General features: G+C 62.3%; 25 protein-coding genes. 8 read left to right on the forward strand and 17 right to left on the reverse strand.

Features of this window, described 5'->3' with window-relative positions; translation table 11 throughout:
• Positions 1 to 75 precede the first annotated feature (75 nt).
• Both hisC and PZN02_RS09475 read left to right on the forward strand, forming a co-directional pair.
• Positions 76 to 1,182 carry a histidinol-phosphate transaminase gene (hisC, locus tag PZN02_RS09470; RefSeq protein WP_280661306.1) on the forward strand — a complete coding sequence of 369 codons (1,107 nt, stop codon included), beginning with the start codon at positions 76 to 78 and terminating at the stop codon, positions 1,180 to 1,182.
• Positions 1,179 to 2,105: a prephenate/arogenate dehydrogenase family protein gene (locus PZN02_RS09475; RefSeq protein ID WP_280661307.1), complete on the forward strand. Its 927-nt coding sequence runs from the start codon at positions 1,179 to 1,181 to the stop codon at positions 2,103 to 2,105. Before hisC ends, PZN02_RS09475 begins: the two co-directional genes overlap by 4 nt.
• Before the next feature lie 124 nt (positions 2,106 to 2,229).
• Here PZN02_RS09475 and PZN02_RS09480 read toward each other — a convergent pair whose 3' ends face one another.
• Positions 2,230 to 3,243, reverse strand: a complete 1,014-nt coding sequence (locus tag PZN02_RS09480; protein WP_280661308.1) for a DUF2125 domain-containing protein — start codon at positions 3,241 to 3,243, stop codon at positions 2,230 to 2,232.
• A 67-nt stretch (positions 3,244 to 3,310) separates the two neighbouring features.
• On the opposite strand from PZN02_RS09480, the gene PZN02_RS09485 reads away from it, so the two are divergent.
• Positions 3,311 to 3,457, forward strand: a complete 147-nt coding sequence (locus PZN02_RS09485; protein WP_280661309.1) for a hypothetical protein — start codon at positions 3,311 to 3,313, stop codon at positions 3,455 to 3,457.
• 29 nt (positions 3,458 to 3,486) lie between these two features.
• Positions 3,487 to 4,059, forward strand: a complete 573-nt coding sequence (locus PZN02_RS09490) for a gamma-glutamylcyclotransferase (protein WP_280661310.1) — start codon at positions 3,487 to 3,489, stop codon at positions 4,057 to 4,059.
• A gap of 73 nt (positions 4,060 to 4,132) precedes the next feature.
• On the opposite strand, the gene PZN02_RS09495 is transcribed toward PZN02_RS09490, so the two are convergent.
• The 5 genes from PZN02_RS09495 to PZN02_RS09515 form a co-directional block, all read right to left on the reverse strand.
• Positions 4,133 to 4,918, reverse strand: coding sequence for a lysophospholipid acyltransferase family protein (locus PZN02_RS09495; protein WP_280661311.1), 786 nt, complete (start codon positions 4,916 to 4,918; stop codon positions 4,133 to 4,135).
• A 160-nt stretch (positions 4,919 to 5,078) separates the two neighbouring features.
• Complete coding sequence (locus PZN02_RS09500; protein ID WP_280661442.1) at positions 5,079 to 5,780, reverse strand: YdcF family protein; 702 nt, start codon at positions 5,778 to 5,780, stop codon at positions 5,079 to 5,081.
• 197 nt (positions 5,781 to 5,977) lie between these two features.
• Positions 5,978 to 6,982, reverse strand: coding sequence for a cell division protein FtsX (locus PZN02_RS09505; protein ID WP_280661312.1), 1,005 nt, complete (start codon positions 6,980 to 6,982; stop codon positions 5,978 to 5,980).
• Entirely contained in the window at positions 6,975 to 7,598 is a 624-nt protein-coding gene (gene ftsE / locus PZN02_RS09510) for a cell division ATP-binding protein FtsE (RefSeq protein ID WP_234887029.1), read from the reverse strand. The genes PZN02_RS09505 and ftsE overlap by 8 nt, the downstream gene beginning before the upstream one ends.
• Positions 7,599 to 7,620: 22 nt before the next feature.
• Positions 7,621 to 7,809, reverse strand: a complete 189-nt coding sequence (locus tag PZN02_RS09515; RefSeq protein ID WP_280661313.1) for a hypothetical protein — start codon at positions 7,807 to 7,809, stop codon at positions 7,621 to 7,623.
• 163 nt (positions 7,810 to 7,972) lie between these two features.
• Between PZN02_RS09515 and PZN02_RS09520 the strand changes: the two genes are divergently transcribed.
• From PZN02_RS09520 to PZN02_RS09530, 3 genes are all read left to right on the forward strand, one after another.
• Entirely contained in the window at positions 7,973 to 8,605 is a 633-nt protein-coding gene (locus PZN02_RS09520; RefSeq protein WP_280661314.1) for a hypothetical protein, read from the forward strand.
• A 68-nt stretch (positions 8,606 to 8,673) separates the two neighbouring features.
• Positions 8,674 to 9,219 carry a hypoxanthine phosphoribosyltransferase gene (gene hpt / locus PZN02_RS09525; protein WP_280661315.1) on the forward strand — a complete coding sequence of 182 codons (546 nt, stop codon included), beginning with the start codon at positions 8,674 to 8,676 and terminating at the stop codon, positions 9,217 to 9,219.
• Positions 9,220 to 9,547: 328 nt separating this feature from the next.
• The gene (locus tag PZN02_RS09530; RefSeq protein WP_136508849.1) at positions 9,548 to 9,907 is read left to right on the forward strand and encodes a response regulator; all 360 of its coding nucleotides are present in this window, start codon (positions 9,548 to 9,550) and stop codon (positions 9,905 to 9,907) included.
• Between the two features lie 423 nt (positions 9,908 to 10,330).
• Here the strand turns inward: PZN02_RS09530 and PZN02_RS09535 are convergent, their stop codons facing one another.
• The 4 genes from PZN02_RS09535 to argH all read right to left on the reverse strand — a co-directional run bounded on the left by PZN02_RS09535 (position 10,331) and on the right by argH (position 16,212).
• On the reverse strand, positions 10,331 to 12,964 hold the full coding sequence (locus PZN02_RS09535; protein ID WP_280661316.1) for a TIGR02302 family protein: 2,634 nt from the start codon (positions 12,962 to 12,964) through the stop codon (positions 10,331 to 10,333).
• A 249-nt stretch (positions 12,965 to 13,213) separates the two neighbouring features.
• Positions 13,214 to 14,482 (reverse strand): diaminopimelate decarboxylase, encoded by a 1,269-nt coding sequence (lysA, locus tag PZN02_RS09540; protein ID WP_280661317.1) that lies wholly within the window; start codon positions 14,480 to 14,482, stop codon positions 13,214 to 13,216.
• Between the two features lie 14 nt (positions 14,483 to 14,496).
• Positions 14,497 to 14,688, reverse strand: coding sequence for an LPS translocon maturation chaperone LptM (lptM, locus tag PZN02_RS09545; protein ID WP_136508852.1), 192 nt, complete (start codon positions 14,686 to 14,688; stop codon positions 14,497 to 14,499).
• Positions 14,689 to 14,808: 120 nt separating this feature from the next.
• Positions 14,809 to 16,212 (reverse strand): argininosuccinate lyase, encoded by a 1,404-nt coding sequence (argH, locus tag PZN02_RS09550; protein ID WP_280661318.1) that lies wholly within the window; start codon positions 16,210 to 16,212, stop codon positions 14,809 to 14,811.
• Positions 16,213 to 16,237: 25 nt separating this feature from the next.
• On the opposite strand from argH, the gene tlpA reads away from it, so the two are divergent.
• The gene (gene tlpA / locus PZN02_RS09555) at positions 16,238 to 16,933 is read left to right on the forward strand and encodes a thiol:disulfide interchange protein TlpA (RefSeq protein ID WP_280661319.1); all 696 of its coding nucleotides are present in this window, start codon (positions 16,238 to 16,240) and stop codon (positions 16,931 to 16,933) included.
• Between the two features lie 3 nt (positions 16,934 to 16,936).
• Here the strand turns inward: tlpA and PZN02_RS09560 are convergent, their stop codons facing one another.
• The 7 genes from PZN02_RS09560 to PZN02_RS09590 form a co-directional block, all read right to left on the reverse strand.
• The gene (locus PZN02_RS09560; protein ID WP_280661320.1) at positions 16,937 to 17,809 is read right to left on the reverse strand and encodes a 3-hydroxybutyryl-CoA dehydrogenase; all 873 of its coding nucleotides are present in this window, start codon (positions 17,807 to 17,809) and stop codon (positions 16,937 to 16,939) included.
• Positions 17,810 to 17,966: 157 nt separating this feature from the next.
• Positions 17,967 to 18,896: an electron transfer flavoprotein subunit alpha/FixB family protein gene (locus tag PZN02_RS09565; RefSeq protein ID WP_280661321.1), complete on the reverse strand. Its 930-nt coding sequence runs from the start codon at positions 18,894 to 18,896 to the stop codon at positions 17,967 to 17,969.
• A 24-nt stretch (positions 18,897 to 18,920) separates the two neighbouring features.
• Positions 18,921 to 19,670 (reverse strand): electron transfer flavoprotein subunit beta/FixA family protein, encoded by a 750-nt coding sequence (locus tag PZN02_RS09570; protein WP_280661322.1) that lies wholly within the window; start codon positions 19,668 to 19,670, stop codon positions 18,921 to 18,923.
• Positions 19,671 to 19,960: 290 nt separating this feature from the next.
• On the reverse strand, positions 19,961 to 20,752 hold the full coding sequence (locus PZN02_RS09575) for a rhomboid family intramembrane serine protease (protein WP_280661323.1): 792 nt from the start codon (positions 20,750 to 20,752) through the stop codon (positions 19,961 to 19,963).
• 30 nt (positions 20,753 to 20,782) lie between these two features.
• Positions 20,783 to 21,355 carry a cob(I)yrinic acid a,c-diamide adenosyltransferase gene (locus PZN02_RS09580; protein ID WP_280661324.1) on the reverse strand — a complete coding sequence of 191 codons (573 nt, stop codon included), beginning with the start codon at positions 21,353 to 21,355 and terminating at the stop codon, positions 20,783 to 20,785.
• A gap of 17 nt (positions 21,356 to 21,372) precedes the next feature.
• Positions 21,373 to 21,576 (reverse strand): twin transmembrane helix small protein, encoded by a 204-nt coding sequence (locus tag PZN02_RS09585; protein WP_280661325.1) that lies wholly within the window; start codon positions 21,574 to 21,576, stop codon positions 21,373 to 21,375.
• A 23-nt stretch (positions 21,577 to 21,599) separates the two neighbouring features.
• A complete protein-coding gene (locus PZN02_RS09590) occupies positions 21,600 to 22,433 on the reverse strand; it encodes an SDR family oxidoreductase (protein ID WP_280661326.1) in 834 nt (277 codons plus the stop codon).
• Positions 22,434 to 22,469: the final 36 nt, after the last annotated feature.

Below are 22,469 nucleotides of genomic sequence, written 5' to 3' on the forward strand. Positions count from 1 at the left end.
TACCACGTCGCACTCGACAAATTTCCTCGGCCCCGGTATTGGCTTTGCCACATTTCTCCCGTGAAAGCCGATCCGATGAACCTTGTTTCAAAGAGCCCGCAGCCGCGTCCCGGAATTCTGGACATTGCCGCCTATGTGCCAGGTAAGGAACATGCGCCGGGTGTTGCCAAGGTCCACAAGCTTTCGTCTAACGAGACGCCGCTCGGCGCCAGCCCGCGCGCGATCGAGGCGTTCCAGAAGGCGGCTTTCAATCTCGAACGTTATCCGGATGGCCAGGCGCAGGCTCTCAAGGACGCGATCGCTGCGGTTCACGGCCTCAACCCGGCCAATATCGTTTGCGGCAACGGCTCCGACGAGCTGCTCGGGCTGCTCTGCCACACCTATCTCGGCCCAGGCGACGAGGGGATCGTTACCGAGCACGGCTTCCTCGTCTATAAGATCCAGATCATGGCGGCGGGCGCCACAGCGGTTACGGTCAAGGAAAAAGACGCACGTGTCGATGTCGACGCGATCCTTGCGGCGGTGACAGAGCGGACGAAGATCGTCTTCATCGCCAATCCGGCCAACCCGACAGGCACCTATATCCCGGTGGACGAGGTCCGCCGGCTGCACGCGAGCCTTCCCGCCGGCGTGTTGCTGGTGCTCGACGCCGCCTATGCGGAATATGTCCGGCGCAACGACTATGAGGCGGGCCTTGAACTGGTGTCGGCCAATCGCAATGTCGTGATGACGCGGACGTTCTCGAAGATCTACGGGCTCGCCGGGCTTCGCATCGGCTGGATGTTTGCCCCGCGCGAGATCGTGGACGCCGTGGACCGTGTGCGCGGCCCGTTCAATCTCAATGCGCCGGCGATTGCGGCGGGCGCGGCAGCGATCCGCGACCAGGCCTTCGTTGCCGCGGCCGTCGATCACAATCTTACATGGCTCGCGAAGGTCACAGCGGCCTTGCAGGAAATCGGCCTGCGGGTGACGCCTTCGGTCACCAACTTCGTGCTGATCCACTTTCCGGAAAACGGCGGGAGGACGGCCGAGGAGGCGGATGCATTCCTGACGGCTCGCGGCTTCATCCTGCGCGCCGTGCGCGCTTACGGCTTTCCCAATGCGCTCCGCATGACCATTGGTTCCGAGGAAGCGAACGAAGGCGTCATCGCCGCACTGACTGAATTCATGGGACAAGAATGATGGCTCAACAGTTCGAAACGATCGCCCTCGTCGGCATTGGCCTGATCGGATCGTCGATCGCCCGGGAAATCCGCGAAAAGCAGCTTGCCGGCACGCTCGTCGTTTCGACGCGGAGTGCGGCGACGCTCACCCGGGCTGAACAGCTCGGCCTCGGCGACCGCTACACGCTTTCGGCAGCCGAGGCGGTCAAGGGTGCCGACCTCGTCGTCGTTTCGGTGCCGGTCGGCGCTTCCGGTGCCGTCGCCGCGGAAATCGCCGCGCATTTGAAGCCCGGCGCGATCGTTACCGATGTCGGTTCCACAAAGGGCTCGGTCATCGCGCAGATGGCGCCGCATCTGCCCGACACGGTTCATTTTATCCCCGGCCACCCGATCGCGGGCACCGAGCATTCCGGCCCCGACGCCGGGTTCGTCGGACTTTTCCGCGGACGCTGGTGCATCCTGACGCCGCCCACCGGCGCCGACGAAGAGGCCGTCGCGAAGCTCAGGCTTTTCTGGGAGACGATGGGCTCGATGGTCGACGAGATGGATCCGGAGCATCACGACAAAGTGCTGGCGATCGTCTCGCACGTTCCACACATCATCGCCTACAACATCGTCGGCACGGCAGATGACCTGGAAGCGGTCACCGAGTCTGAGGTCATCAAATATTCGGCGTCCGGCTTTCGCGACTTCACGCGCCTCGCAGCCTCGGACCCGACGATGTGGCGTGACGTCTGCCTGCACAACAAGGACGCGATCCTCGAAATGCTGGCCCGCTTTTCCGAGGACCTAGCCTACCTGCAGCGAGCGATCCGCTGGGGCGACGGCGACAAGCTGTTCGACCTCTTCACCCGCACGCGGGCAATCCGTCGCTCGATCATTCAGGCGGGCCAGGACACGGCGATGCCGGACTTCGGCCGGCATGCAATGGATCCCAAATAATCGGTACTGCGCTTACAGCGCCGCACGTCTTGTCAGACGCGCAAAGGACGCTGTAACACTTTGAATTGCTGCATGTTTTTATCCTTAGATCGGCTACGATCTAAGGAAACATGCAGTAGGCGCTTCAGAGTGGCGGCAATACGCCGACCGGAATGAAGGCCAGGAAGGCGGTACCGTCGCGGACGTTGAGCTTCACCGTTGCCTCATTCTTGCCGCCGGCAAACGCTTTCAGCATGTTGGCGATGTTGTCGATCAGGTCCGTTTCGTCCGGAATCACCTTCACGAGGCTCGCCCGCCAGGCATCGATATTCATCATCGTCAGCGAGAATTCGCCGGAAATCAGGCCCTGATCATCTACCGAAAAGGGGCCCGAAAGCTTCGCGCTCATTCCGTCGCCGGCGTCAAGCGTCAAGTGACGCAGTTCGCCGCTGCTGCCGCGAAGCATGTGCTCTGAAAGGGCACCTGCTTGCATCCATCCGGCCTTGCCGACGACAGTGACATCCGCTGCGACATCGACCGGGGAGGCGAGGCTCGGCCCTTGCTCCGGGCGCAGGTCGAGCTTCTCCACGCTCAGGGCGGCGTCGAGGTCTTCGCCGTTCTGGCGCAGGTGCATCTCGCCGTGGCTTGCGCCGAAACCCAGGCTGTCGCCCGTGAGCGGCCAACGCGCCGTTCCCGTGAGATTGTCATAGGCGATCGACGTGCGGTCGAGGCCCGACATCGTCGCCTTGAGGCTCGCGTGCAGCAGCGTCCAATCGGCCGAGAGCGTCAGGCCAGGTGACATCCGGACCTCGGCGGGACCGTCGAGTTCGACGACGGCATGCCCCGGCTGATAGACTTGGGCGGCCGTTCTCAAGGCGCCGAAGGATGCGGAAGCGCCGCGAACATTGTCGTCGAGCCGCAGTTCGTCGCAGAAGAGGCCGATGCGGAACGGAAAGCCGCGCACGTCCATCTCCGTGCACTCACCGCCAAGACCATTTTCCCGCTTTTCCGAGAGGTAGGTTGTCAGTCGCTTTTCGATCTGGTCTGCAGCGAAGAACCAGCCGGCCGAATAAATGCCGGCGGCGAGCACGACGCCCACTGTCAGCCAGAGGAATTTCTTGCCGGCTGGTGATCCGTTGGCGACATCGGTGACGGTCATTCTAATCGCGTACTCCAATTACTGCTGTGGCTGGAACCGCTTCGGATCATTGTGATCGAAGGTGGAGATGAAGAAACGGCTTTTTCTCATTCCGTTCCGGGTGGCGGTTGCCGATCCTGCAAACTATTTTCCATTCCTGTATACGGTTGCCGCCCTCTCTTCCGTGTGCCGACGACGTTTCGGCTTGATCGATCGCGACAGCGTTGGCGAATGATGCGACGTGTGGCAGGCGGCTAAGATTGAATGGCAGTGGATATGGACGAATTTTGGGTCTTTGGCTACGGGTCGTTGATGTGGAACCCGGGTTTCCGTTTTGAGGAGAAGTCGACGGCGCGCGCCTTCGGCTACAGGCGCTCCCTCTGCGTGCATTCATGGGTGCATCGCGGCACGCAGCAGCGGCCCGGTCTTGTGCTCGGCCTCGACTATGGCGGCTCCTGCATCGGCACGGCATTTCGCGTGCCCGGAGGAGAAAAGGCCGATGTGGTCGACTATCTGCGCGAGCGCGAACTTGTAACGCAAGTCTACAGGGAGCGGACCATGCCGGTTCAGCTTGCCGACGGGCGCCGTGTGCCGGCGCTTGCCTATGTGGTCGACCGCGGTCACGCCCAATACGCCGGGGCACTCAGCGCGGCGGAAGCGGCGGAAACGGTCGCGACCGCCTCCGGCAAGTCCGGGCAGAACAGCGAATACGTGCTCAATACGCTCGCCCATCTCAGGGAAATGGGGATTCGCGACCAGTGGCTGGAGGATGTCGTTGCAAGATTGACCGCGACGACAGCGCCGCGCGTCCTTCCAGACGCGCAAAGGACGCTGTAGCACTTTGACGTGCTGCGTGTTTGTCCTTAGATCCGCGCCGACCTAGGGAAGCATGCAGTGGCGCGGCTATGGCTCAGGAAGCCTGACCGAGTTCGCGCAGCCGCTGCTTTGCCGTCTCCGGCAAGGGCAGATGCGGGTTGGCCTTGACGGTCTCGACCAGCAGTTCGTCGCTTGCGGCCTCGGTTACCTCGACCAGCTTTTTGAGAAACGCATCTGGATCCATCCCGGCCTCGACCGGCGGGAGGATGCGCACCTTGAAATGACCGGGGAAGCGCAGGAATTTGCGTCGCGGCCAGAAGAGGCCTGGATGCATGGCAACGGGCACGACCGGAACTTTCAGATCGCGGTAGAGGCGGGCGATGCCATATTTGTACTCGGGCGGTGCACCCGGAGGACGGCGCGTGCCTTCCGGATAGATGATCAATTGCCGCCCGGTCGCCATCTCGTTCTTGGTGCGCTCCATAACGTCGGTCATCGCCTTGCCGCGCGCCGCGCGGTTTACCGGCACCATGCGCTGCTTGATGATGTACCAGCCGAACAGCGGTATCCAGGTGAGTTCGCGCTTGAGGATGTAGAACGGATCGTCGAGCCATGGCAGGAGCGCATAGGCATCCCAGAAGGACTGGTGCTTGGGCGCGAAAATGTAAGACCCCTCCGGAATATTCTCCAAACCTTCGATTTCGAATGTCGTGCCGACAATCTTCTCCAGGAGCCAGTGGTTGCTGCGCACCCAATTCTTCGGCACGAACCAGGCCTTCTTGCGGGGTACAATAAAATAGATCGGCGTCAACACGATCATCTGCACGACCAGATTGGCATAGAAAACCATATTGAAAAGGATCGAACGCAGGATGATCATCAGGTGGCTCTCGATGAGGGCTGGGCGGCATTGGCGGCCGGGGCCGGCCGCTCTCCGCTGCCTACACGAATATGTCGCCAAGGAAAACCGCTGCGACGTCCACGCAGGCTTTTACCAGCGCAAAAGTCGCGGTCGACTCTGCTTCGTGCCGTTTGGCTATCTACTCTTCCGCCGGAGTCACCCGAGAGGAAATAGCCTCCCTCAGGCCGTTCGTCGGCCGCGCGCCCATCATGTCGAGCAGGGAGGCGACGGAATATTTGCCATATTCAAGCAGAATGGCCTTCAGGACCAGAGGGTTGCGCAGCCAGTTGGTCGTCTTCAGATCGGAATTGACGACCGGATAGGCGATGAATTCCGTGTCCGGCTTGGCGCGCCGCAACTCCAGAAGGCTGCGCGGCATGTGATAATTGTTGGTGACGACGAGCACGCTCCGATAGCTGCGGTCGCGGATCCACTGCGCAGCCTCCGTGGCGTTGCCGATCGTGTCGATCGCTTCATGCCCGATGTCGACGCAGCATTTGAAGAGATCGGCCGAGCTCTGCGTGTTTCGGCGTATCTGGCTTCCCGTCGTGGTCGGGTGGACGCCGGAAATCAACAGACGCTTGCCTGCTCCGGATTTCAGAAGATCCACCGCCTGATCGATCCGCTGGAAACCACCCGTCAGGACGACGATTGCATCGGCCTTTGGACGTGTGGGTGGCTGCAGCGATGCGACCGTATCGGCAAATTGCAGGAAACCGGCGACGAAAACGGCGAGAAAGATGAGGAGCACAAAAAACGTCCGTCGCAGAAGTTTGCGCACCAGGCTGCGGGACCGACGGCGGCGCGCGGCCCTCTCTCGCCATCTGCCCCTCTCGGCCATTCCGCTCTCGCGCAGTTCTTGCCCCATCATGATTCTCTTCAAATACAGCGCCGCGCGTCCAATCGGACGCGCAAAGGTCGCTGTAGCACTTTGAATTGCTGCATGATTTTGTCCTTAAATCGATCCCGATTTAAGGAATCATGCAGTAGCCGCAGATTGCGGCAAGGAATAGATGGCGTGAGCGCGGTTCATGGCTGTCAGCTTTGATAGGTGTCCGTCCGGCCGGGATCCGACCGGATGAGATCTATTTCGTAGATCGTCCGCATGACTGTAAGGCGAGCCGTCAGAGTCGTCAGCAGGGCGATGACGATTATGATCGCGAAAATGCCGAGATAGCCGGTGTAGCCGATGGCAAATCGGCCAAACAGCGCCGTTGCCTGGTCCGATTCTGGGGTGGCGAGCGTCTGCGATTGCCAGAAACTGGCCATGGCGAAGGAAAGCGCGGCCAGCAAGCCGCCCGCACCGGCGCCTTTCAGGCTGATTCGGAGGAAGTGCTTCTGGAACTCGGAGGCCACGAAACTCGCCTCCGCACCGACAAAATGCAGCACTTCGACGATGTGACGGTTGCCGGACAACGCGCCGCGGGTTGCGAAGACGACGGTCAGAACCATGGCCGAGAAAACCAGCGCGAGGACGCCGCTGCCAATCATCGCGGTGGTATTGGCCATTGCCACCAGACGGTCGACCCAGGTGCGATGATCGTCGAGAAAAGCCTGCGGGATGGTTTCCGTCAGCGCCTCGCGCATGGCGGCGAAATCGGGCGGGTTGTTCTCGTCGATCGTAACGACGATCAGTCGCGGCACAGGCAGTTCGTCGAGATCGAGCCCCTCGCCGAGCCACGGCTCGAGCAGCCGGGCCGTGGCGGCCCGGTCGACAATCTTCCCGCCGGTCGTGCCGCTGAAGGTCAGCGCCAGGTCGCGCGCATCGGCGAGCGCCTTTTCCATGTCGAGTTTGTCGTCGGGCTTGATCTGGATGGTGATTTCCCGGGAGATCTGGGACTGCCAGCTTTGCGCCGTCGCCCGTACCATGCTGACCCCGCCGAGCGTCAGGCAGGCGAGGAAGGACATGATCGCGATGACGCACATCAGTGCATGGCCGGAAACGTTGGCCGAAGGCACGATCGGACCGGTCGGGCGCACGCGCATCTCGGCGCGGCGCTGCTGCTGTTCGGGTTCGCGGCGGGGGACGCTGTTCTCATTCATAGATGTCGAGCCGTCCCTGTGACAGGATCATGCGCCGGGCTTCGACCTGGTCCATCAAAGACAGGTCGTGGGTCGCTATCACCACCGCCGTTCCAAGGCGATTGAGCTCCAGGAAGAGGTTCAGCAGCCGGCGCGCCATCGGCGGGTCGACGTTACCCGTCGGCTCGTCGGCGAGCAGGATCTCCGGCCGGTCGATCAGAGCTCGGGCGATCGCTGCACGTTGTTTTTCGCCACCCGAGAGCACAGGCGGCAGCACGTTGATGCGCTCGCCGAGCCCGACCCATTTGAGAAGTTCGAGCACATCCGCGCGGTAGCTTGCCTCCTCCTTGCCGCGCACTCTCAGCGGCAGGGCGACGTTTTCGTAGGTCGTCAGATGGTCAAGCAGGCGGAAGTCCTGGAAGACAATTCCGACGCGCCGGCGCAGCATCGGGAATTCGTCCCTCGGGATGGAGGAGATGTTACGGTCGAACATGCGGATCAACCCGCGCGTCGGCTGCAGCGACAAAAAGAGCAGCCGCAGCAAGGTCGTCTTGCCGGCGCCCGACGGTCCGGTGAGAAACTGAAACGACCGGCGTGGGATGTCGAATGTCAGGTCCCGGAGGATTTCCGGTCCCATGCCATAGCGCAATCCGACGTTCTCAAAGTGAATCAATGGGCCAGCCCAGTTTCTCGTCACGACCTTCGACATCCGCCGCCAAGCCGATCGTCCGCGCAGAGGGCAGCAGGTCCGCCTGGGTACAATCGATGTGCGGCACGGTGGTTAAGCGGCGGTTAACTTTCCATGAAAAGGCGTCGCTTTCACGGCTTCTTTCCGAAACATTAACCATTTCCGTTTACGTGTCGTCAGGATTTGATGCAATGCCCTGTTTCTTGCACAGGCTGGTTACAGGCATTGCCCGCAAGCTCCGCTCAAGGCTGCCGCCGGTCGCGCTGCCGATCCGCGTGCACGATGCTCCGGGAGGAGCGAGGGAGCGATCCCGAGGGGAACCCATGCAGGCATTTCGCTCAAGAACCACCGCACGCGTCGATCTGCTTCCCCCGGAACGGGAGGCGCGTCCAAGTGGCGCCCCGGCCAGAAACCTCGACTATGTCGACGCCGAATTCGAGACCATCGCCACCATCGTGCGGCCAAGCCCCTATCCGGTTTTCAACGACAACGGGCGAGTCGTTCGCCGCAGGCGCGGAAAGCCGTCTGGGCAATTTCTGACGGTCGTCGAGGCGAGGTTGCGCCGCATGCCGCCCCGCCGTTTCGCCGGGCTGGTCAGCGGGCTGGGCCTTGGGGTGTTTCTTCTGATCGCGGGACTTTTCAGCGGAGGCCAGGCGGACACCCAATCTCTGTCGATCGAAGGCGTCACGACTTCCTTCGACTATGCCGGCGGCATGCAGGTGCTTTCGGTCTACGGAAGCATCGACAACCGCTCCGGCATCGAGCAGCGTCTGCCGCTTGTCGTGGTCGACGTCAGAAGCAACGGACGCAAGGTGACAGCAACGCGTTTGATGCCCGATGGCGCGTCGATTGCACCCGGCGAGAGCCGTCATTTCGCTGCCCGCCTTCCTTACGCGGGCGGAAAAATGCCTGACGTGACGGTTTCTTTCGCCGAAAACAGTGTTTCTCGGCTCTGATTGTGCTAAGCGGCGCTTGAAAGGAAGGCGCTCCTTGTCTTCCGCAATGAAGTGCTGGAGAGCCCCGCATGCCCGTCGTCCGCGGCAAGAACATCGAAGTCCTTTACAGCGCCGAGACGATCGCTGCCCGCAATCACGAAATGGCCGATGCGATCGTTCGCGGCCCGCACAAGGATCTGCTGGTCATTTCGATATTGAAAGGCTCGTTCGTCTTCGCGGCCGATCTCATCCGCGCCATGCATGACGCCGGTCTCGCACCGGAGGTCGAATTCATCACGCTGTCGAGCTACGGTACGGGAACAGAATCCAAGGGCGTGAAGATCACCAAGGACATCGACAGCGACGTGCACGATCGCGATGTCTTGCTGATCGATGACATTCTCGAATCCGGCCGGACATTGCGTTTCGCCAAGGACCTGCTTCTGGAGCGCGGCGCGCGCAATGTTACGATCGCCGTTCTCTTGGACAAGCGGGTGAAGCGGCGGGTCGATCTGGAGGCTGATTATGTCGGCTTCGAGTGCCCGGACCATTTCGTCGTCGGCTACGGCATGGACGTCGCCTACGCCTTCCGCGAACTGCCATTCGTCGGCGTCGTCACGGGCGACGCTGAGTGATACCTACAGCGCCGGGCGTCTAGTTAGACGCGCATAGGTCGCTGCGAGCCCTTTGAATGCTGCATGATCTGTCCTTGGGCCGGACTGTCCAAGCAATGATGCGCCGCCTTTTCTGAAAATCGACGCTGCGGCGTTTACCGAAAGCAAACGAAAAGCTGGTTGTTTGGATGGGCGTCACGGCTTCGGCCATGCCGAAACGTGGCGTCGGCATATGCTCGAAATCGGCAGCGGTTTCAGCAGGCATGATGCTCGAGTTCAACGAGATGAGCGTCCTTTGCCACTTCAAGGGACGCATGGCGCTCTATGGGAGCGAACACGGGAGGCCATGATGGCGAGAATCCTGATTACCGAGGATGAGGATGCCCTGCGCTCATTTGTGGCGCGCGCATTGCGACTCGATGGACATGAAACTGTCGAGGCGGGAGATGGAGCCGACGGGCTCGCCTGCCTGCAAAGCCAGGCCTTTGATCTGCTCTTATCCGACATCCGCATGCCGGTGATGGATGGCATCGAATTGGCGCATCAGGCCTCTGCCGCGTTTCCCGCGCTCAAGATCCTGCTGATGACCGGCTATGCGGAACAGCGCGAACGCGCGGACGATCTCTCGGGCAAGGTTGTCGATGTGATTTCCAAGCCGTTTTCGCTGCCCGATATTCGCAAGGCGGTCGCCTTGGCGCTCGTCGCCTGACAGCCATTTCCGATTTCCGGCCTTCGCCGCTTGCCGGCGACGGCCGGTTATGTGCGTGCTTCTACACGCACACCGTACAGCGCTGCGCGTCCAATCGGACGCGCAAGGGTCGCTCTAGAGCCCTTCAGGGTTAAATGGAACAGTTCTGTTGGCTCAAACGGAGTCGGATGGTCGACCGGCCGGCGCGCGGCGTAGCCAAAGCATACGGCCAAGCCGGCCGGTCGATCAGGCGGCCCGTTTCAGCCAACCCGGAGGGCCGGGCATCTTTCCGCCAGGCTCAGAGGCGATCGGCTTGGACGTACATCCGGGTACGCCCCTCGCCGATCGCCTCTGCCCTGACGAAAACCTGCTCCGGCAGAACTGCTTCCATTTAACCCTGAAGGGCTCTAGCACTTTGATTTGCTGTACGGAATCATGTGGCGGTCAACGCATATCGAGCAGGCGTTCAAGATATTGCCGCTCGGCTTCCGGAGACAGGCTGTCACCGAGCTTGCGGCGGATCGCGTCGAGGATTTCGCGGGCGCGCTGGGTGTCGATTTCGTCCGGAACCTTAACCTGGTCGCCGAAGTCGGGACCGACGTTCTGCTGACGACGGCCGAGCGGGTCGCGTCCATTCTGGCCGTATTGCGGAACGCCCTGTCCGGGACCCTGCTGCCCTTGGGCCTGCATCTGGTTCATCATGTCCTGTGCGCCTTCGCGCAAGGCCTGCAACGCCCGGCCCTGACTGCCGACAGCCTGTTCGCCCTGGCCTTCGCCAAGAGCGTCGGCCGCTCCCTTCATCTCGCGCTGTGCTTCGCCGAAGCCCTTGCCGGGCTTGACGCCAAGCTGCTCGAGGCCCTTCTGCAGCTCGCCGAGCTGCTTGCCAAGCCCTTCCTGCTGCTGCCTCAGTTGCTTCAAGGCTTCCTTCAACTGTTCGGCGGTCATGTCGTCGAGCGGGTTGGGCTGGCCGTTGGGATCGTTTCGCTGCCCGGGATCCTGCGGCATGTCCTGGCCGAAAAGTTCGTTGTCTTCGCCCTGTAGCGGATCGCCACGTTGCATGCGGTCGCGCAGCGCCTGGTCAAGCTTGAAGGTCTCGTCCATCAACTGTTGCTGCTGCTGCATCAACTGGCCGAGCTTGTCCATCTGCTGGCGCATGGCGTTGTTCTGCTCGCCCATTTGCGGCATGCGCCCGGCCTGCAGGTTGTTCATCATTCTCTGCAGTTCGGAGAGGAGTTGGCGCGCCTGATCGCGTGAGCCGGATCGGGCCAGGTTTTCGATCTGGTCCATCATCTTTTGCAGGTCCTGCTGGCGCAGCACGTTGTTCTGGTCGGGGTTGACCGCCATGCGCGGATTTTTCGCGGCTTGCCGTGCAAGTTCCTGCATGTATTCCTGCATCGCCTGGCGCAATTCCTGCATCAGCTTGGCGATTTCCTCGTCGGGCGCGTCGCGGTCCAGTGCATCGGAAAGCTTCTGCTGGGCGTCGCGCAGCCGCCGCTCGGCGAGCGACAGATCTCCGTCCTCGATGCCGAGAGCAATCTCCCAGAGATGATCAGCTGCGTCCCTGAGCATGTCGTCGTTGCGCGCGAGCGCCATGCGCGTGCGCGCCGACTGGATCAGCAGGAAATGCGTAAGATTGGGGATCGTCTGCTCCGCGTAGAGCGTCAGTGCGTCGTTGAGATCGATCGCGCGTGGCAGGTCGTTGACGTTAAGCGCGAAGACCTGTCGTTGCTCGGCAACGGCGGCGGCGAGCGGTTCGAAGAACTGCCGGGCCGGGAGGATCATGTCCTGCGGCACACTTCGGCCTTCCTGGCCGGCGGCATCGCGGGCGACCAGGGTGATGCGCACACGCTTTCCGGCGAGCGGATGCTCGCTGAGGTTCCGGCTCGTGGTCCCTTTGGCCTCACGGGCATTGCGGCGCGGCAGGTCGAGGCGATACTCGGGCGGAGGGTAGAGCGACCGGGCGCCGGCAGGCGGCTCGTCCAACGGCTTGATCTCAGCCCAGGCCTGCGAGATGCCGTAGTCGTCATGCGCGAGGAAGCTCATTTCGAGCGACGCATTCGCGGTCGGGCGCGGGGCGCCATCGAAAGCGATGTCCGGGACGCTGTCCGGCGTGATCTTGAAGTTCCAGCTTTGCCCGCCGACCGAAAGCGTTCCGTCCTTTGTTATTTTGTAGAGATGGTTGCGGACGCCGTTTCGCGGCGCCTGCACGGTTTCCTGCGGCTCCGTCTTTGGCTCCGATTTCGCTTTGTCCGCGGAAGCCGGAATGACGATCGGTCCCGTTCCGCCGGACTCGACGTAGCTCACGCGCGCCTCCGGTCCGGCACCGGTTATCCTGACCGTCAAATCACTGAACTGCGGCACGGTGATGAGGGCCTTTTCCTGAGCCAGGGCCTGCTCCTGAGCGGAGGCCGTGTCCTGCCGGCCGGTCAGGAAGATCGGCGCGCGGCCGGTATAGGCCGGCGGCGTCACCCAGGCGTCGATGCGGATGTCCGCCGCGACGACCTGTTGCTGGGGTAGCCGGAAAGCGTCCGTTACCAGCCCCGCGCGGTTCGAATAGGAGTAGGCAAATGCAAGGCAGGCGAGCAGCACGGGGACCGCCCTGAGTGCCCAGGGGTCATGCCGCGCGATGTCGGGGCGCGGAAGGCCGGTGTCCAGTGCACGGACCATTCGGGCCATGCGCGCCTGGTGCTCCCGCCACAGCGCCGCCCCGAATGCTCCCTCCGTTGCCGGCGTGTCGTCCTGGACGCGGATCGCCTGATGGGGCAGGTCGTTGCGCTCTTCGAGCATCCGGTCGGCATCGGTGTGTTCCGGCCAGCGGACCCGGGTCAGCGGCAGGAGCGAGAAGAACAAGCCTGCGAAGAAGACGAGAAGGATTGCGGCGTGCAGCCACAACGGCGCGACGCGGAAGAAGCCAAGCCAGCCTGCGGAGAGGAACAGAAGAACGATTGACGCAGGCGTCAGCGCGCGGGGCAGAACCTGCTCCGCCAAAAGGACCAAGCGGGCGAAAAACCTCTTGGTTGCCAGCATCCTGGCAAAGGGCTTCGTTTGTGGCGTGTCGTCCCGCCGGAATTGCGTCATCCGCCCAAGTTCCCTTTCGGTCGCTCATGGTCGCTCTTCTGCATGTATGCTTAAATCCTAGCCGATCAAGGATAAAACATGCAGCAATTCAAAGTGCTACAGCGTCCGTGCGTGTCTGAAAAGACGCACGGCGCGTAGTAATCCTTGCACCGCAGGATAACACCGTTTGTGGCGAAGACGAGGGCGACAACAAATCGTGATCGCCGCGCGGCCATGCGGTCTCTCAGCCAGAAACCGAACGAGAGCGGCTCAGTCAAGCCAGTCCGGCACCGAGTCGAGGCCGATCAGACTGTCATAGTCCTTACGCGGACGCACGACGTGGAAGCGGTCGCCCTTGACGAGCACTTCCGGCACGAGCAGGCGGCTGTTGTAGGTACCCGACTGCACGGCGCCGTAAGCACCGGCCGAGCCGATTGCGAAGAGATCGCCCGGTTTCGGCATCGCCATCTCGCGATCGAGCGCCAAGTAGTCGCCAGTTTCGCAAACAGGGCCAACCACGTCGGCCTTGATGCGCGGCGCATTGGCAGCGGAAATCCTCACCGGCCGGATTTCGTGATAGGCCTCGTAGAGCGTCGGGCGGATCAGGTCGTTCATCGCGCTGTCAACGATGACGAAGGTCTTGTCGCCGCCATCTTTTACGTAGACCACTTCGGTGACGAGAATACCGGCGTTGCCGACGATCAGCCGGCCGGGTTCGGTGACGATGCGGCAATCAAGGCCCTTAAGCTGGTTCTTGACGATGTCGGCATAGGCATCGGGCAATGGCGGCGGATTGTTGTCTTCCTTGTAGGGAATGCCGAGACCTCCGCCGATATCGACGTGGTCGATCACATGGCCATCGGACCTGAGGGTATCGACGAGCTCACGCAGCAGCTTGAAGGCATCATCGAACGGCTGCAACTCCGTGATCTGGCTGCCGATATGCATGTCGATGCCGGTGACCTTGATGCCGGGCAGGGTGGCCGCATGGGCATAAACGCTACGCGCCCGCTCCCAGGAAATACCGAACTTGTTCTCCTTCTTGCCGGTCGAAATCTTCGCATGCGTGCGGGCATCGACGTCCGGATTGATGCGGAAGGAAACATGCGCCTGCTTGCCGGCCCTTAGTGCCCTCTGGTTCAGGACCTCGAGCTCCGGTTCGGACTCGACATTGAAGCAATAGATCCCCGCCTCGATGGCGAAATCCATCTCGTGCGCGGTCTTGCCGACGCCGGAAAACATGATCCGGTTCGCCGGCACGCCGGCGGCAAGCGCGCGACGGAGTTCGCCCTCGGAAACCACATCGACCCCCGCGCCAAGCCGAGCCAGCGTCTTCAGCACGGCCTGGTTCGAATTGGCCTTCATGGCGTAGCAGACCATGGCGTCAACGTCGGCGAAGGCTTGCGCGAAGACCCGGTAGTGGCGTTCCAGCGTTGCGGTGGAATAGCAATAGAAGGGTGTTCCAACGGCTCTTGCGATGTCCGTCACGGGGACGTCTTCGGCGTAGAGAATTCCGTCACGGTATTGGAAATGGTTCACGGGGTTCGCTCGGTTCAGAGGAGGGGATCAAGCAGGAAGGGCCGGTCCTCTACCGTATCCTTCTCTTCGACGGTTCCCGCCGGCGCCTTCGTGTTGAGCGTCGTGGCGCCCGGTCGGTCGAGATCGCCCTTACGCCCACAACCGATGAGAACCAGCCCGGGGATAGCGAGCACAAGCGCAAGCCGGGCTGCCTTCGTCAATGTCATCGTCATTTTCCTTTGCCGGAACGGGAGCCGAGTGAGTTGGAGCGGGCGGGTTTCCCGTCCCGCTCTGGTGCGATGTCTTATCGATTTTTCAGGGCCTTGTGCACCCTTTTTCTGCGCTGTCTAGTTGCGGGCCCGCCACCAGGCGATCTGCTTACGCACCTCGGCAGGCGCCGTGCCGCCGAAGCTGGTGCGGCTTGCGACCGAGGCCTCGACGGTGAGCACGTCGAAGACCTTCCCGGTGATCGCCGGGTTGATCGACTGCAGGTCGGCGAGCGAGAGATCGGCGAGATCGCAACCCTTCTGTTCGGCAAGCGCAACGGCGCGGCCGGTCACATGATGGGCGTCACGGAAGGGCAGGCCCGCTTCTCTGACCAGCCAGTCGGCAAGGTCGGTTGCGGTCGAATAGCCGGAGCCCGCGGCAGCCTTCATCCGATCGGCACGCACGGTCATGTCGCGCACCATGCCGGTCATCGCTGCGATTGCCAGTTCGAGGCTCTCGGCGGCGTCGAAGACTTGCTCCTTGTCCTCCTGCATGTCCTTCGAATAGGCGAGCGGCAAGCCCTTCATCACGGTCAGCAGTGCGATCAGCGAGCCGTTGATGCGGCCCGTCTTGGCGCGGACGAGCTCGGCGGCGTCGGGGTTCTTCTTCTGCGGCATGATCGACGACCCGGTCGAAAACGCGTCCGACAGGCGGATGAAGCCGAATTGCGGCGTCGACCAGATGACGATCTCTTCGGCGAGGCGCGACAGGTGGGTCGCCGCGATCGAGGCGATCGAAAGGAACTCCAGTGCGAAGTCGCGGTCGGAGACGGTGTCGATGGAATTGCGGGTCGGCTCGCGGAAGCCAAGCGCCTTTGCCGTCATGTGCCGGTCGATGGGGAAGCCCGTGCCGGCCAGAGCTGCAGCGCCGATCGGGCTTTCGTCCATGTGCTCGATCGCGTGGCGGACGCGCGAGCGGTCGCGGCCGAACATTTCGACATAGGCCATGCAATGGTGACCGAAGGTGACCGGCTGCGCCGTCTGCAGATGGGTGAACCCGGGCATCACGGTATCGGCATGTTCTTCGGCGCGATCCAGGAAGGCGGCGATCAGCGCTGTCAGGGCCTTTTCCGTTTTCTGCAGCTCTTCCTTCACCCACAGACGAAAGTCGAGCGCGACCTGGTCGTTGCGCGAGCGCGCCGTGTGCAGTCGGCCGGCAGCGGGCCCGATCAGGGTTGCCAGCCGCGCTTCGACATTCATGTGAATGTCTTCCAGGCGCCGTGAGAATTCGAACGCACCGCTTTCGATCTCTGACAGGATCGTGTTAAGCCCGTGAACGATCTTGTCTTTGTCTTCGGCAGAAATGATGCCTTGATGCGCCAGCATGGTCGCATGCGCTATTGAGCCGCGGATGTCCTGGGCATAGAGCTTCTTGTCGAAGCCGATCGAGGCGTTTATCTCCTCCATGATCGCATCCGGGCCAGAGGCGAAGCGCCCGCCCCACATCTGGTTGGAGGATTTCGTCTCGGAACTGCCGTCAGCCATGAGGATGCCCGCCTTGGAGAATGAAATGCCAGACCAGAAGAAAACTCCCCTGGCCATCCGGTTGTTCGCGCTCGCCGCCCTTTTCGGCGTGATCGTCGGCGCGGCTGCGGTATACGTGAAGGAGACGGGGTCTGGCAATGCCACAGGATCCGGCGACAGTGCAGCGACGCAGACGGCGGAAGGCGGGAGCTGTCCACAAACCAAGGAAAAGGTTGCCTCGCTGACCCCGTTCATGAAGGGCCAGGTCGCCGCCATGACGCCGGCGGCCGACCCGCGTCCGATCAGTGGTCTCGATTTTAACGGCCCCGATGGAAAACCGCTGACACTAGCCGCCTTCGCCGGCAAGACGATCCTCGTCAATCTTTGGGCGACCTGGTGCGTGCCCTGCCGGGAAGAGATGCCGGCGTTGAATGAGCTGCAGAAAGCGCTCGGTGGCGACCGCTTCGCGGTCGTCGCGATCAACATCGACACCGGCGCCGACGAAAAGCCCAAGGCCTTCCTCGATGAGATCGGAGTTCACGAGCTCGGCTACTACCGTGATGCGTCTATGGGCGTGTTCAATACGCTCAAGAAGGAGGGCCTCGCCTTCGGCCTTCCTGCTACGCTCCTCCTCGACGAGAAGGGCTGCCTGATCGGATCGATGAACGGTCCCGCCGCGTGGGACAGCGAAGATGCGAAGGGGCTCATTAAGGCAGCGCTGGGCACCGTGGCCGGCAGCTGACCGTCAGCGCGTCGGAATGGGCACGTCGCCGCGATAGTCGTAGAAGCCGCGGCCGGACTTGCGGCCGAGCCAGCCGGCCTCGACATATTTGACCAGCAGCGGACAGGGGCGGTACTTCGAGTCGGCCAAGCCGTCATGCAGCACCTGCATAATCGAAAGGCAGGTGTCGAGACCGATGAAGTCGGCCAGTTGCAGCGGCCCCATCGGATGGTTGGCGCCGAGTTTCATCGCCGTATCGATGGCATCCACGCTGCCAACGCCCTCGTAGAGGGTGTAGATCGCCTCGTTGATCATCGGCAGCAGGATGCGGTTGACGATGAAGGCGGGGAAATCCTCGGCGACGGTTACGGTCTTGTCGAGGCGGGCGACGAATTCCTTCGCTGCCTTGAACGTCTCTTCATCGGTCGCAATGCCGCGTACGAGTTCCACCAGCTTCATCACCGGAACCGGGTTCATGAAGTGGATGCCCATGAAGTGCTCCGGCCGGTCGGTCGCGGAAGCGAGCCGCGTGATCGACAGCGAAGAGGTGTTGGTTGCAAGAAGCGCTTCCGGCTTCATGATCGGGCAAACCTGGCCGTAAATCTTGCGTTTGACGGTTTCGTCTTCCGTCACCGCCTCAATGACGAGGTCGGCCTGAGAGAGATCGTTGATGTCGGCGGAACCCTTGATCAGGGAAAGCGCCTTCTTGCGGTCCTCGTCGGTCATCTTGCCGGAGGAAACCTGACGGGCGAGATTGCCGTTGATGGTCGCAAGCCCGGCCTCGATGCGGTCCGCAGCAAGGTCGTAGAGCTGCACCTTGTATCCGGCGGCTGCCGAAACATGGGCAATGCCGCAGCCCATCTGACCAGCGCCAACAATTCCGACCGTCTTGATCATTGAAGCTTACATCCATCCTCAAGAGATTTTCGGCAGCTTCGCAGCCGCAGAAACGAAAGTACCGGACCGTTCGGGCCGGCCCGGTACGATTGTTAATGCCAAGCCCGCGCTTTTTCCAGCCTTTTTCATGCCGGAGGCAAACGCGTTTTACGCGTGGTTACAGCGCCTTTTCAAGTTCCGGCAGGACGTCGAAGAGGTCGGCGACGAGGCCGTAGTCGGCGACCTGGAAGATCGGCGCCTCCTCGTCCTTGTTGATCGCGACGATCACCTTGGAATCCTTCATGCCGGCGAGGTGCTGGATGGCGCCGGAGATGCCGCAGGCGATGTAGAGGTCGGGGGCGACCACCTTGCCGGTCTGGCCGACCTGCCAGTCGTTCGGGGCATAACCGGCATCGACGGCGGCACGCGATGCACCGACGGCGGCACCGAGCTTGTCGGCGACCGGCAGGATCACTTCCTTGAACTTCTCCGACGAGCCGAGCGCCCGGCCGCCAGAGATGATGATCCTCGCCGAGGTCAGTTCCGGCCGGTCCGACGACGACAGCGCATCGGCAACATGGCTCGAAACGCCGGGATTGGCGGCGGCCGAGACCGTCTCGATCGCGGCCGAGCCGCCATCCTGAGCCGCGGCAAAGGCGGCGGTGCGCACGGTGATCACCCGCTTGGCTTCGCTCGTCTGCACCGTCTGGATGGCGTTGCCGGCATAGATCGGCCGCCGATAGGTGTCGGCCGCAACCACCTCGATGATTTCCGAGACCTGGGCGACGTCGAGCAGGGCGGCAACCCGCGGCATGACGTTCTTGCCGACCGAGGTGGCGGCGGCGATGAGCGTGTCGTAGCCGCCGGCAAGCGAGACGATCGTGGCGGCCAGCGGCTCGGCGAGATTGTGGGCGAGCGAGGCGTCGTCGGCGACGAGCACCTTGGCGACACCGGCAAGCTTCGCCGCCTGTTCGGCGACGGCCTTGGCGCCCGAACCGGCGACGAGAATGTGGACGTCACCGCCGATCTTGGTAGCCGCCGTCAGCGCTTTGGCCGTCTGGTCGGAAAGGTTGGTATTGTCGTGGTCAGCCAGAAGCAGAATGGCCATTATGAGATCTCCCTTTCCTAACCTTTACAGAACGCCGGCTTCGCTCTTGAGCTTCTCGACGAGCTCGGCGACCGACTTGACCTTGATGCCGGCCTTGCGGCCCGACGGCTCTTCCGTCTTCAACACCTTCAGCCGCGGGCTCGTGTCGACGCTGAAATCGGCCGGCGTGTGTCTGTCGAGCGGCTTCTTCTTCGCCTTCATGATGTTCGGCAGCGAGGCATAACGCGGCTCGTTCAGCCTGAGATCGGTGGTCACCACCGCCGGCAGCTTCAGTTCCACCGTCTGCAGACCGCCGTCGACTTCGCGGGTGACATTGACCTTGCCGTCACCGATCTCGACCTTGGAGGCAAAGGTGCCCTGGGCCCAGCCCAAGAGCGCCGAGAGCATCTGGCCGGTCTGGTTGGAATCGTCGTCGATCGCCTGCTTGCCGACGATGATCAGCCCCGGCTGTTCGGCCTCGGCCACGCCCTTGACGATCTTGGCAACGGCAAGCGGCTCGACCTGGTCTTCGGTCTCGACCAGGATCGCCCGGTCGGCACCCATGGCGAGCGCGGTCCGGAGCGTCTCCTCGGCCTTGGCCGGACCGATCGACACCACTACCACTTCACTCGCCTTGCCGGCTTCCTTCAAGCGGAGCGCCTCTTCGACCGAGATCTCGTCGAACGGGTTCATCGACATCTTGACATTGGCAAGCTCGACGCCGGTGCCATCCGCCTTCACCCGGATCTTGACGTTAAAGTCGACGACCCGCTTCACCGTTACTAGGATTTTCATGGATTCATTCCCTCCAAGAGCTTTCGCAGGAAAATGCCCCTAAACAGAGCTGCCTGATTGTCGGTTGGCGACATCGATACGCGTTTTTTCTCCAATTACAATCGCCGTTCGCGAAGCTAAATCGATATAACCTCGAGATTTCGAATGACGTTTACGTACACGTCAGAAGGGCGCTTGGCAAGCCGCCGGCACGGAACGCCAAAGGGCACGGACCTTACCACCCGCGAAACGATCAACATATTGAAATTGCGACTCATATCTGCACGCACATTGTGCGGCCCCGTCGGCGCTCAGGTCGGACGCCCCCATGGAGTAGGCGGTTTGCGGGCGCTCGCGGCGCTGGCGTCGACGTCAGCCGGGCGCTCCTCACGATGCGCGACGGCGCGCGGACTGACGATCGTGCGATCGAAAAGCGGAACGCCGCGACGTCGCAAAACAACCACGAGCAGAAGCCCCGCAACAATGCCGCCGACATGAGCACTCCAGGAGACACCGCTGCCGGAGTCGACCACCAGCATGTAGAATTGCTGGCCGATCCAGAACGCCAGCGGGATTGCCGCGGGCAGCGGCAACGGAATGCGGAAGAGGACGAGAACCCACACTCGCACCTTCGGATGCAGCAGGAAATAGGCGGCGACGACACCAGAGATGGCGCCCGAGGCGCCGATCAGCGGCGCTTCCGAGGCAGGATCGAGCAGACCGTGCGCAAGCGCGCCCGCGGCCGCGCACAGCAAGTAGAAGACGAGGAAGCGAAAATGCCCGAGCGCGTCCTCGACATTGTCGCCGAAAACCCAGAGAAACAGCATGTTCATCGCAAGGTGCGAGAAGTCGCCGTGCAGGAACGAATAGGTGACGAACGTGAATTGATCGGGCACGATGACGAACGACGGGTCGAGGTCGGCATACTCGAAGATCACGGCCGGGATGTAGCCGAGCCCGAGCACGGCCGCGTTTGCGAATTCTTCCGTGGCGATTGGGCCGGTAACCAGCCAGACCGCGACGTTCGTAGCGATCAGTGCGATCGTCACGTACTGCATGCTGATGTGCTTCAGCGCGTTGCTGTCGTGAAGCGGTATGAACATGCGGCCCCCGAGCGTGATTCTTGACGAACGTTACCTGTTCTTGCCCGGAACCCAAAGCACGTCGGAACGTCCCTTGTCATTTGCCCAGCGAGCGGCCACGAAAAGGAAGTCTGAGAGGCGATTGATATAGGCGATCGCGTCGCGGCTGACGATCTCACCGGCTGCAAGTGCAACGATCTGGCGTTCGGCGCGTCGCGCGACGGTGCGGGCAACGTGCAGGGCCGCAGAAGCCGGGCTGCCGGCCGGCAGAACGAAGGACCGCAAGGGTTCGAGATCGGCGTTGAGGCGGTCGATCTCGCCCTCGATCCTTGCAACCTGAGCGGCTGCGATCCTCAGCGGTTCATGGTCCAGCGTCTCGCCGGTATCCGGTGTTGCAAGGTCCGCTCCAAGGTCGAAGAGGTCGTTCTGGATGCGCATCAGCATCGCGTCCAGATCGGGCGTGCCGTCTGTATGCAGGCGCGCAAGGCCGACCAGGGCGTTCGCCTCGTCGACCGTGCCGTAGGCCTCGACGCGCAGGTCGCATTTCGCGCGACGTGGCCCGGAAACAAGTCCGGTCGTGCCGTCGTCGCCTGTTCTCGTATAGATCTTGTTGAGCCGTACCATGGTGCCGTCGCCCTTTCTCAGCTCGGCCGTCCGCCGCCGGTGATCCAAAGCGTCAGCATGATCAGCGCGATGGCGATCGCCTGCAGCACGATGCGCGCCTGCATCAGCTTGTTCGACGTATTGCCGCTGCCGCCCGTGGCCATGTTGAAAAGACCGCGGATCAGGACGATGACGACCAGACCCATGACGAGCAGGGTCAGGCCGGTGAAGAAAGTGGACATGATGCATATCCCTCCAATTTCTGTCAGCCGAGGCGGCCGATGATGCGATAGAATAGGGTGGCCGGCAGGAGCTTCTTCAGCAGTGCACCCTGCTTGGCGGGTCTTGTTACTATATAGTGCGGTCGCGGCCGGCGCGATGTCAGCGCATGTTTTAAAACGGCGTAGACGGCGTCCGGCCCGAGCTTGCCCGGTGCTGGCTTGCTTTCGCCGCGCAGACGTCGCATCTGCCGCTCATACTCCGCGCGGTGGACGGAATTCTTGAGATCGATGAAGCGCTCGATATAGGGGATGGCATTGGCCGTGAATTTCGACGCGATCGGCCCCGGCTCGATCAGGCTGACGTAGACGCCGCTGCCGGCAAGCTCCATTCTCAACGTCAGCGACAGTCCCTCGATGGCGAATTTCGACGCATTGTACGCACCGCGCCAGCGATAGGGGACAATGCCGAGTATAGACGAGCATTGGACGATGCGGCCGTGGCCGCGGGCGCGCATCGCCGGTATCACGCGGCGTGTCAGCTCATGCCAGCCGACGACGTTGGTTTCGAGCTGCAGCCTGAGCGCCTCGGCCGGCAGGTCCTCGACCGCACCCGCCTGACCATAGGCACCGTTGTTGAACAGGGCGTCGATGCGCCCGCCCGAACGGGCCATCACCGCCTCCGCCAGCGCGACGATCGTTTCCGGCCTGGTGTAGTCCATGATGAAGGTCTCGATGCCTTCGGCCTCCAGTTCCGTCTGATCTTCAGGCCGGCGAACGGTCGCGAAGACGCGCCAGCCGTCCGCCTTCAGCGCGCGGGCGCAATAGGCGCCGATGCCGGAAGAGCAGCCTGTGACGATGATGGTGGGGCGATCGGACATCCGGTCGATTCCTGTAGAAATCCACCCCCCGTTTCC

This window comes from Sinorhizobium garamanticum, from assembly GCF_029892065.1.
Lineage (GTDB): Bacteria > Pseudomonadota > Alphaproteobacteria > Rhizobiales > Rhizobiaceae > Sinorhizobium > Sinorhizobium garamanticum.